Origin of the sequence: Oscillatoria sp. CS-180, assembly GCF_028330965.1 — a bacterium.
GTDB lineage: Bacteria > Cyanobacteriota > Cyanobacteriia > Phormidesmidales > Phormidesmidaceae > Halomicronema.
Genome location: NZ_JAQMUB010000020.1, coordinates 1 through 10714, shown reverse-complemented (window position 1 = coordinate 10714; position 10714 = coordinate 1). Strand labels below are relative to the sequence as shown.

Below are 10714 nucleotides of genomic sequence, written 5' to 3'. Positions count from 1 at the left end.
GGGCAATCCATGGATTGCCCGATCCCCTTTTCAGTCGCCAATCATGGGGAACTTCAGCTCAGGGCACGCTCTTCGTAGATGCCAACAGAGAAAAAGTGCTGCATACCGCTATCAAACTGACCGCTTGCCACTGCCTTGGCGACATCGGCGTTTTGGGAAAGGTAGAAGGCTTCGTTATAACTCTCGGTTCGCTCATTTTCATAAAGGATTTGCAGATTCAGGTTCTAGCCCGGAATAAATGGATTCTGGCAGGTTCAGCAAGGCCAGAATCTTCTGCTGAAGCGAGGTAAGCGGGGTGATATGGAGATAGAGGTCGGGCGGCACCTCCAGGAGGGTCAACGTAATATCGCGAAACTGAGCCAAGAGCAATTCGGTGGTGGGATGAGCCGTCGCTCGCTTGGGATTACCGACATAGAGCCCGGCTAAGGACTCTTGTTGGTTGGCCAGGGCCCGTCGGACTTGAAACTCCATCAGGGTTAAGAGCCGTAAGGCAATGGAGAGCAAGCGGATGAGCCCCTGGATGTGGTCTTCCCGCTGGAGATACATGGGGGTGAGAGACAGGGGATGACCTTTGAGGCGGCCAAAGCCGCGTTCAATACGATACTCCTGACGATAGGCGAGGACGGCTTGCTCCAGGGAGAGGGTAGACAGAGGATGATTGGTGACATAAACCCTCCAGCCCAGGGTCCGCATCTGCTGCTGGACGACTTCGGTATCCAGGGTGACGTGAACCTGGACGTGATAGGTGTCCACGACTCGGGACGGCTGGTCTCGATAGCGACGGACCGGGCGGGATTCCACCTGCTCACGGTAGTCGAGGTGAAAACACTCAGTGACCCGGTGGCGGCGCACAATTGCTTCGGCAGCTTGTTGGAACGCCGCCCGGTCACCCCGGTGACTCTGGCGGGATTGGTTGAGCGCCTCCAGGTCGCTCTGGGCCTGCTCGATACGCGTCGTGAAGGCCTTGCGGGCCGCTTCGGCATGGGCTAACGAACACACCACCAATCGGCGTTCCAGCCAACTCCAATGCTGGCCGTCCCACTCAGCGGTGCAGGGATGGGACTGTTCATAGCCACAGGCTATCACCACGGGAGTACCATCGGTCTGGGTTGTGTAAATCTCCTGCAGGGTCACAGTTTCCTCCCAGATAGGGGCCAGATAGCGTTGCAGGTCATCGGCTTTGAGCTGCGCGCCTCCCAACGGACACAGGTAAAAGTCTCCGTGCGCCTGCAGACAAACCCGGGTTTGCAAACTCGCCATTTTGCAGTCCCCCACGTACAGCAATCCCGGCTGAGGCAGGCTCTGGCGCACCCGCTCAATGGCAGGAATGTAGAGTGGGTCATCCGCCCGATTCCCGGCCACAATTTCGCTGGCGACCGGCATCCCCAACGGGTCGAGGCTAGCTAACATCAGCTTCAGTTGCGGTAGGTCCGGACGATGGTCTTTGCTCACTCCATATTGAAACAGACCGCCCTCACTGACACACCAATCCCCGCTGACGGTGGTGCTATCTAACCGCAACCGTTGGGGCGATAGGTCATACACCTGAATCTGCTGCTGACTTAGCGCCGTTTCAAACTCCCGCCAGGGCTCATCTTCACTGAGATAGCGCAACACACACTCCAGCCGGTCATCACTCAAGTCCAGCGCTCGCACCGACTGGTGCAAACTCCCTCGCAGGGTCTCCTGATGACCTTCCACCCAGGGTTGGACATGATTGAGACGATGGTCCGCTTGCGACAGGATGTGACTCAGCCAGATCACTGCTACGGTTCCTAAACTCAACCCTTGCCAGTTGCCATGGGTTGGAAAGTGCTCATCGAGCAGTCTTTGCACCCCCATCCGCTCCAATTGAGCCAGCAGTAGCGGAATGTCGTCAACTCGTTCAGTGGTCAGAGGTAGAGGCTTATTCATAGCCCAACTCTAGCCAAATTTATTGGGCGCGTTTAAAAATCGGCGAACCGAGAGTTATAAAGTAAGTTGCTAGAGCGATCTTTTTCAATCCGAATCTCAGGAAATGCTTACAGGCAGTTTCGAATGCGCCTATTGCTGATGCTTTTGCAACATCAGTATTGGTTCGCGAGTAGAATCATGGAGGTTGAAGGAGGCATGAACTGTAAAAAGTGACGGATACTATTGACAAATACCGAGGGCCTGTCAGTTCCAATAGCAGGCATCGGTTGTTTGTAGTAGAAATTCATGATGTTGACCTCAACGGCTTACGGCAAGGTATGACGGATGAGGTATCACCCTGATGTATATCAGGTGCAGGGAATCCATCATCCCGCTGCTCAGCAACGCCCACCTTTAATCCCCTTGCCCTACGCCTTTAGATAGAGCGGAAAAAACAACTTTGTGAGGATGAAAAAGTAGCGGTGTCGTCTTAATTTCACTTGCGTAGGATACAAAACCGCTTCAAGGGCTATCTACTCAACACAAGCGGTTAAGCAAACTTGCCTAACTTGTAGGAAGAGAAAGGTGAATCATGGCTAATCTAACCGTTTGGAAATTCGACACTGCAGACGGTGCGAAATCTGTGCTACAAAAGCTTTCCGAACTTCAAAAGCAGCACTTGATTGAAATTAAAGATGCGGCTGTAGTTTCTTGGCCCGAAGGCAAGAAAAAGCCCCAGACTCAGCAGGCACTTCCGCTAGTGGGACTAGGAGCCTTGGATGGTGCGTTTTGGGGATTGCTGTTCGGCCTAATCTTCTTCATTCCGCTATTTGGCGCTGCAATTGGTGCTGCGAGTGGTGCATTAGCGGGCTATTTCCGGGACTATGGCATCAATGACGATTTCATTAAGGAAATTCGCAGTAGCGTTACCGAAGGAACCTCAGCACTGTTTTTGATGACAGGCGAAGTGACCCTCGACAAGGTGGAAGAGGCACTGGAGGGAGAGCATGCACAACTTCTGCGCTCTAATCTGTCCCAAGAGCAAGAAAACATGCTGCAGGAGCACTTCAGCGCGGCATAGTGGAATGACATATCTAAATGTGTAGGTTTTGGGTTGGGTTTCCTTGATATCACCTAACCCAACGTCTGCGAATGCTGAATCACTCTCTATCGAGGCAAAACCTATATCTCAGCCAACACCACCGACACCAGGCTATCTAGTGAGCTGGTCGAATCAGCACTAATTTCGCCATTGGCATTCGCTTTCAAGAGAGTCGTCCGACTATTTTTACACTCGATAATACTTATGAAAGAGATTAAACGGCTGCCAGCGATTGATAGCACTTTGGCGCTGGCCTTTGATGGGTATGAGTTCATTTCAAAACGGTGCGCTCGCTATCAAACGGACATTTTTCAAACGCGAATCACGCTCGAAAATACTATCTGCTTTCGAGGGGAAGAAGCGGCCAAACTGTTTTACGACACCAATAAATTCTCTCGTAAAGACGCTGCGCCTAAGCGCGTCAAAGAAACGCTGTTAGGGGAAGGTGGTGTACAAGGGCTGGATGGAGAAGCCCATCGCCAGCGCAAACAGATTTTCATGCAATTGATGACACCAGAGCGATTAACAGCTCTAGCAGATCTGACAGAACAGCAGTGGCGAACCTATGCTAGGGGATGGGAGAACAGAAGTCATGTCATCTTGTTTGATGAGGTTGAAGAAATACTGTGCCGTGCGGTTTGTGAATGGTCAGGTGTGCCTCTTGAACACAAGGAAGTGGCACAGCACACCCGCGAGTTATCTAGAATGATTAGCGGTGCAGGTCGCATCGGTCCAGCGCATTGGCGAGCAAAGCAGGCCCGCAATCAGGCCGAACAGTGGATCAGCAGCGTGATTGAAAAGATTCGCACGCATCAACTAGAAGTTCCTCAACAGACGGCTGCTTATGCCTTTGCCTGCTACAAAAATTCTGCAGGTGAACCAATGGACATTCATGCTGCTACCGTTGACTTGCTGAATGTCTTGCGTCCTACGGTTGCTATTGGTCGCTACATCATCTTTGCCGCCTTAGCGCTACACCAACATCCGGAGGAGCGATCTCGAATTAGAGACGGCGGTTCAGACTACATTCACCTATTCACTCAAGAAGTTCGACGGTTTTATCCTTTCTTTCCCTTTGCCTCTGCTCGCACCCGCAAGGAGTTTGATTGGCAAGGCTACCACTTTCCTGCTGGGATTCGTGTGCTACTAGATTTGTATGGAACCAATCATGATCCTGATTTATGGGAGCGGCCTGATGAATTCCGTCCTGAGCGATTTTCACGCTGGACCGAGAACCATTTTGATTTTATTCCCCAAGGGGGCGGCAACTATGATACCAACCATCGCTGTGCGGGAGAATGGTTAACCATTCAGCTAATGGAGCGATCGCTTAAGTTCCTCGTCAATCATCTGACCTATCGAGTTCCACCTCAGAATCTTGATGTTAGTCTCACGCTGATACCCACACTGCCTAAAAGTCACTTTCGCATCGCTGAAGTTGGCCTGCTGTAAACAAAATTCGCTCTGGAGACAGAGCTTTGTGGCTATTTAGGTCAATTCATCACTCAGGTCTTTTTCGCTAGGGTATGGGGATGAGCGGCTCCGTAAGCCTTTTTTCTGCCGCGATAGAGATTGAGGATGCGTTGTTATGGCAAAAGTATTGGTGATTGGGGGATGTGGGCGAATTGGTACCGCCATTGCTAGAGATGTGTTGGCTCACACAGATGCTGAAGTGATCATTACTGGACGTAATCCTCAATCCGTTGCCGCTGCCGTTGAGCGATTAGATGCCAAAGCGCAATCTCAAATATTAGACATCGGAAATCAGACTCAGTTGCAAGCCGCGATCGCCCCAGTCGATATCGTGGTTCATGCAGCAGGCCCCTTCCACTACCGAGACACAAGTGTCCTCCAATCCTGCATTCAGCAAGGAGTTAACTATATTGATGTCAGCGATGAGCGCAGTTTCACGCAAAAAGCGCTGGCCCTACATCAGGATGCTGAAGCGGCAGGGGTAACGGCGATTGTGAATACGGGTGTTTTCCCAGGCATTTCCAACAGTATGGTCCGCAAGGGCGTCGAAGCCTTTGACCCGCTGCCCGATTCGATTCAACTCAGCTACATTGTGGCGGGATCTGGGGGGGCCGGTGTCACGGTCATGCGAACGACCTTTATTGGCCTCCAGCGACCTTTTGAAGCCTGGCTAGATGGTCAGTGGCAAATGGTGAAGCCGTACAGCGATCGCGAAACCCTTACCTTTCCCCCGCCCTATGGGCCATCCCCCGTCTATTGGTACGACATGCCAGAAGCAACGACACTTCAGCAGACGTTTCCGGTCAACAGTGTCATTACCAAATTTGGGATTGTGCCTGATTTCTATAACCATGCCACGTGGTCGATGGCTCACTGGCTGCCGTCTGCGGTTTTGCAAAACCGCAATACGGTTGAGTTTTTGGCTCAGGTAAGCCACTGGATGACGGATATTACGGATCGCTTTAGCGGCACAGGGGTAGCCATGCGGTGCGATGTGAAAGGCCAGCACGAAGGACAGTCTGCTCACTACATGAGTTCCTTTGTTCACGAAAGCGCAGCGGTTGCTGCCGGATTGGGCACTGGCGGCGTGGTGGAACTGCTGTTGTCTGGTGAATTGCAGCAACCGGGCGTTTATCCTCCGGAACAGGCATTGCCCACGGAGTTGTTTATGACAGCAATGACGTCTCGTGACTTGCGTATTCAGGAAGCGATGACGTTGCCCGATATCAAGGTGTAGAGTCGAGGAGCGACTCTGTAATTCCTACGATGTTGTTGTCGGGAATACTCTATGCAGTGGTCAAACTGATTGGCTAGAGCAAACGTTTGCTGTGAGGTACTGCTGAAATGCCCCTGCGAGACTCTTGGCTGGATGTGTTACGGCCTCGTCGCCGACCTGTTTTTTCTCAAGCATCGCGGCAATTGAAAGGGGTGAAGTATTTGATTGCGATCGCACTCTTTGCGATCGGCTACGGGTTGCTTGTTCAGCTCATCTATCGGTTTCAACTTCAGGGTGGGCTGCAAGCTTATCCCATTTGGCCGCCCGCGGCCTACAGTCAGCTTGTCTTGCTGCTAATGGGCCTCAAGTTTTGGCCGGCGATCGCTCTAGGGTCATTGGTTAGCACCGTTTTCTCGGGGGAACAAACAACCCTTGAGAGTTTGATTTCTGCGACGAACAATACTCTGCAAGCACTGCTGGGGTCTTGGCTGCTGTTGCGGGGTAATTTTTCGCCGCGATTGGATCGGCTGCGAGATATTGGTCTTTTGATTATCTTCGCCGGGATTCTGCCAGCTGCGCTGAGCGCCACGATTGGCGTGCTCAACTGTTGCTGTTGCGAAGAAATGACATTTGCTGAACTGGGATCAGCTTGGCTCACGTGGTGGATTAGCAATGTCAGTGGCGTGTTCATTTTGTTTCCGGCTGTGCTGGCGATCGCAACCCGGTCGCAGCCGCTTCAAACCGTTCAGCGAAGACTGTTTGCGGTGCTGTGGGTGGTGGGTCTTTGCCTTTTGAGCTGGTTTGTGTTTGTGTTAGCTAGCCAAATGGAAACGTCTCTTTTCCCTCTGGAGTATTTGACTTTTCCGATGGTGGCTTGGGGGGCGCTGCGATTTGGTATGCCCGGAGCGGCGATCGCGATCGTTTTGACGACAAGCTTTGCCGGACTGGGTGTGATTCAAAACGTGGGTCCTTTTCTTCAGTTTGCCAGTCGTCCTGAACAGGCTGTCCTAGCGCTACAGGCTTATATTTGCGTTCTGGTAATTACCGCTTTGGTGATTGCCGCGACAACCGCCGAACGAGAGAAGGCTCAGCAAGACCTTCAGGTAGAAAAGGAGAAGTCTGAACAGCTACTGCTTAATATTCTGCCGCAGCCCATCGCGTCACGGCTCATGCGGAAGGAAGGCACAATCGCGGATCATTTTGCTGGAGTGACCGTTTTGTTTGCCGATATTGTGAACTTCACTCAGCTTTCGACTGAGCTGTCACCTCAGGATTTGGTGATTATGCTGAATGAAATTTTTTCTACCTTTGACACCTTGGCGGAAGAGCACGGGCTGGAAAAAATCAAAACTATTGGCGATGCCTATATGGTAGTGGGCGGATTGCCGGAGCATCGACACGACCACGCAACGGCAATGGCTGAAATGGCGCTGGATATGCAGAAGGCGATTGTAGCGTTCAGTTACAAACACAAGCGACCTTTCACCATGCGGGTTGGCATTAATACAGGACCTGTCGTCGCTGGCGTCATTGGTCACAAGAAGTTTATTTATGACCTCTGGGGAGATACCGTCAACATTGCGAGTCGTATGGAGTCAACAGGTGCCGCTGGAGAAATTCAGGTTACCCAAAGTACCTATGAGGCGTTGAAACAACACTATACGTTTGAGTGTCGAGGAGAGATTGCTGTGAAGGGAAAGGGCATGATGACGACTTACTGGATGCGCGATCGCCACAAGCCTCTATTGGAACTTACCCCAAAATTGGCGTCATAAAGACTCATTGATTTTATACATTCCTCAATCTAAAACTGAAAATCCAACATCGCGAGTTGGTAACCCCTAAAAATCATCGTTATGCTATTAGCCCATATGCAAAAAAGTGAATCCCATGGCCTTGTCCCATGCAATTCTGGTGTCTTTGTTGGATTGTCCCAGTAGCGGATATGACCTAGCGAAGCGATTCGACGGTTCGGTTGGGTTTTTCTGGGATGCGAGCCACCAGCAGATCTATCGTGAACTTGCCAAATTAGAAGCGGCAAATCACATCACGGCAGAAACAATAGAACAAGATGCGCGTCCCAACAAAAAGCTGTATTCCGTGACGGAAAGCGGCAAAACATTTTTGATGGAATGGCTAGACCAGTCGGTTTCTCTCTGTCCGATCAAGGATGACTTGTTGGTCAAGCTGTATGGCGGATATCTAATTGAGCCGGACGCCATGGTGAAAGAACTCCGCCAGCAGCGAAAACTACATCAGACTCGCTTGGTGGAGTATCAGGCGATCGAGGACCGCTTTTTCCCTGATGTAGAAGCCCTTTCCCAAAAAGGCACGTACCAATATCTGACCCTACGCAATGGAATTCAATTTGAACAGGGCTGGTTGAAGTGGTGTGATGAGGCGATCGCTACACTACAGTCTTTTGTGGAATCGCCCGAATAACCGTGGTTTGTCAGAAACAGATGGGTACGATTAATCCCATAGGGGGCACTAGTCGATAACTGAAGTAGGTGCAAATTTAGGACTGCAACGATGATCTTCTTTGGCCTCTTTCTAATCATCATTGGATTAGTGATGCTGTTCAATCGGCGCACTCAGAAGCAGAAGCTTTCGTGTGTCAAACTGGCCCGATCAGCAACCGCTTCAGAGCTAACCCAGATGGCCCATGAGATTGCAGCAGAAATTGGCGGCGGTGATTGGCGAGACTACGTAAAGCTGTGGGGCGAGGTGGTATCTGACCAACCGCTTTACTCTGAGCACAAGCATGAACCGTGTGTTCACTATGAATCAAAAGTGATTCAAGAGTATAAGGAGAGCAATAAGGACGGCAAACAACAGAGGAAATCAAAGATTGTCTCTGATACCACGCGATCGACAACGTTTTGGTTAAGTGATCGTACTGGCAAGATCAAAGTTGATCTTGCCGGTGCGGATATCGAAACGGTTGAGATCATGAATGATTTTCGTCCAGAGCAATCAGGCAAAATCCTCGGCCACCGCTACCAAGAGAGAATATTGCCTGTAGGACAGGAAGTCCTGGTGGTGGGAGCGGTCAGCGATTGGACAGGAGATGTTGTGCTCGGCAAACCTGTTCAGTCGAATCACCGATATCTTATCTCTCTCAAAACAGAGGAGAGGCTAGCAGTCAACCTCTCTCGAAACGCCCAAAATATGACCTATGGCATTGCAGGGTGTCTCATCGTCGGCACGGTCCTATGCATCATCGATCTTCTCTTCATCTAGCAACTTCTGTTTAAGTGGAGTCGTTGAAGGAGTAATTCGGCTGCACCGCACAGGTCTGTCGTCTGCCTTCATCCTGTTGCCCTACTTCGCCAGGTGCCATGAAAACTATGAGGAATCACGCTTGGTAAGTGAAGTCGGCAAACGGGTTCGTCCTCTAGGCGATCGCTATCATAAATCCACAGTTCACTTTGATGAGCTGAACCGTCATAGATCACCGTCAGCACCCAGCCTGAGGAGGTTGTAGCGTTTTGCTTCGGTACGTAAATAGGCTCAGAAGGATATCGCTCCAAGCCTGTCTCTGCAACAGTGAGCTTAGCCGTATCAGGATCGAAGCGAGCGATCGCTCGAAACAGTTCGCCCGTGTTGTCCCGATTGGGTGGATCAAGTGAAAGGAAGGTGGGAGCGGTCACCGTTGGCTGATCCGCAGGCACGTAGGGGAACTCACAGTGATGGGCTACCAAGCACTCCTCTGCTCGCACAGTTGCTGTCTCAGGATCGACGCAGATTCGATAAAGCTGACCTAGAGCAGGGGTATCATACTGACCTGTCGCAATTTCTTTGAGTTGCTGATTCGTTGCGAAGTTTTCGTAGCGGACGACTTCCAGCACAATATCGCCATCGTTGTTGACAAAACCTTTGCCAAAATGCCACTGATACCAAGGATCAACAGCTTCTGAACTAATGACCTCTAATGTATCGGCATCAACCACAACGAGCTGGGTGCCGTGTTTTGGCTGCCACATGAGAGCGTCGCTAAAGCTTTGAAAGCCTAGAACGGCTGGTAGGGGATTAAGGCGAATTGGGGGAACACAGAAAACTAAGTAGCGATCGGCAAGTACAAAGTCGTGAACTAGGGGGATACCATTGAGTGGAATAGATTGTTTTCGGTCAATCCGTCCACTAACATCACTGCGATAGATATTGAGGGTGGCATTCGCACCAGCGACCATACCGAAGTTGAAGATATCTCCTGTCTGGGGATGTCGTTTGGGGTGAGCCGAGTAAGGTTCATCTGCCTGGAGCTTTCCCAGGGCATCAACTTCTTGGGTTTCCAAGGTTTTGGCATCCAAACGGTGGGGCCAGCCCCCTTCCCATAACGCCAAAATGCCATTGGGAAGAGCCAGGACAGAAGTGTTGCCAGCGTTTTTAAGCTGAGAACTCCATCGCTGCCAAAAGGGTCCAGGAGCAAGGCTGCCGTAGCCGCTATACAAAAAGGCCTCAGCTTGCTCCTCATCTACATAGCCCGCTGATCGCACATAGCGATAAGTGGCTTCTGCCTGTCCATCGGCGAAGTGAACGGCTAAAACAGCTCCGTCACCATCAAACCAATGACCAACTCGCTGCCCCTGACGCTCTAATCGACCGGGACCGTTGCGATACAGACTGCCTTGAAGATCGGATGGTATAGCACCTGATAAAACTGACAGCGGGGTTAAGGGAAATTCTTGAGCCGGGTCTGCGATCGCCTTAGCCCAAGCTTTCTGCTGTGTCTTCGAGGTCGTTACCGCTGTCATCATTAATTGTGAATATGGAGTAATACGTATCCTTCATTGTGCAGTAAAGATAACGGAAAGGAGAGGAATTAAGAGATCAAGGCGCAAGTTCTAGGGAAATTATCCAGAATACAGTTTGGAAAATTCAAATGCAAAAAGCCCCCTCGTGAGAGGGGGCTTCGATTTGTTCTATCTCAGACTAGCTGAGGGTCGAGGACTAACCGATGATTTCGGGAGCCTCAGCCGCAGCCAAGTCGAGCGGGAAGTTGTGAGCGTTGCGCTCGTGCATCACTT

General features: G+C 51.0%; 8 protein-coding genes and 1 pseudogene. 6 read left to right on the top strand and 3 right to left on the bottom strand.

Annotated elements, in window-relative coordinates; translation table 11 throughout:
* Nucleotides 1-198 precede the first annotated feature (198 nt).
* The gene (locus PN498_RS03230) at nucleotides 199-1914 is read right to left on the bottom strand and encodes an IS1634 family transposase (protein WP_272061240.1); all 1716 of its coding nucleotides are present in this window, start codon (nucleotides 1912-1914) and stop codon (nucleotides 199-201) included.
* 571 nt (nucleotides 1915-2485) lie between these two features.
* On the opposite strand from PN498_RS03230, the gene PN498_RS03225 reads away from it, so the two are divergent.
* From PN498_RS03225 to PN498_RS03200, 6 genes are all read left to right on the top strand, one after another.
* On the top strand, nucleotides 2486-2974 hold the full coding sequence (locus PN498_RS03225; RefSeq protein WP_272061239.1) for a DUF1269 domain-containing protein: 489 nt from the start codon (nucleotides 2486-2488) through the stop codon (nucleotides 2972-2974).
* Nucleotides 2975-3199: 225 nt separating this feature from the next.
* A complete protein-coding gene (locus tag PN498_RS03220; protein WP_272061238.1) occupies nucleotides 3200-4447 on the top strand; it encodes a cytochrome P450 in 1248 nt (415 codons plus the stop codon).
* Between the two features lie 136 nt (nucleotides 4448-4583).
* Nucleotides 4584-5705: a saccharopine dehydrogenase family protein gene (locus PN498_RS03215; RefSeq protein ID WP_272061237.1), complete on the top strand. Its 1122-nt coding sequence runs from the start codon at nucleotides 4584-4586 to the stop codon at nucleotides 5703-5705.
* Between the two features lie 107 nt (nucleotides 5706-5812).
* Nucleotides 5813-7459 (top strand): adenylate/guanylate cyclase domain-containing protein, encoded by a 1647-nt coding sequence (locus PN498_RS03210; RefSeq protein WP_272061236.1) that lies wholly within the window; start codon nucleotides 5813-5815, stop codon nucleotides 7457-7459.
* Nucleotides 7460-7574: 115 nt separating this feature from the next.
* Nucleotides 7575-8126 (top strand): PadR family transcriptional regulator, encoded by a 552-nt coding sequence (locus PN498_RS03205; protein WP_272061235.1) that lies wholly within the window; start codon nucleotides 7575-7577, stop codon nucleotides 8124-8126.
* Between the two features lie 90 nt (nucleotides 8127-8216).
* Entirely contained in the window at nucleotides 8217-8927 is a 711-nt protein-coding gene (locus PN498_RS03200; protein WP_272061234.1) for an E3 ubiquitin ligase family protein, read from the top strand.
* 68 nt (nucleotides 8928-8995) lie between these two features.
* On the opposite strand, the gene PN498_RS03195 is transcribed toward PN498_RS03200, so the two are convergent.
* On the bottom strand, nucleotides 8996-10444 hold the full coding sequence (locus PN498_RS03195) for a carotenoid oxygenase family protein (protein WP_334312218.1): 1449 nt from the start codon (nucleotides 10442-10444) through the stop codon (nucleotides 8996-8998).
* 193 nt (nucleotides 10445-10637) lie between these two features.
* Nucleotides 10638-10714: pseudogene (locus PN498_RS28555) on the bottom strand (photosystem II protein D1); the annotation flags it as partial.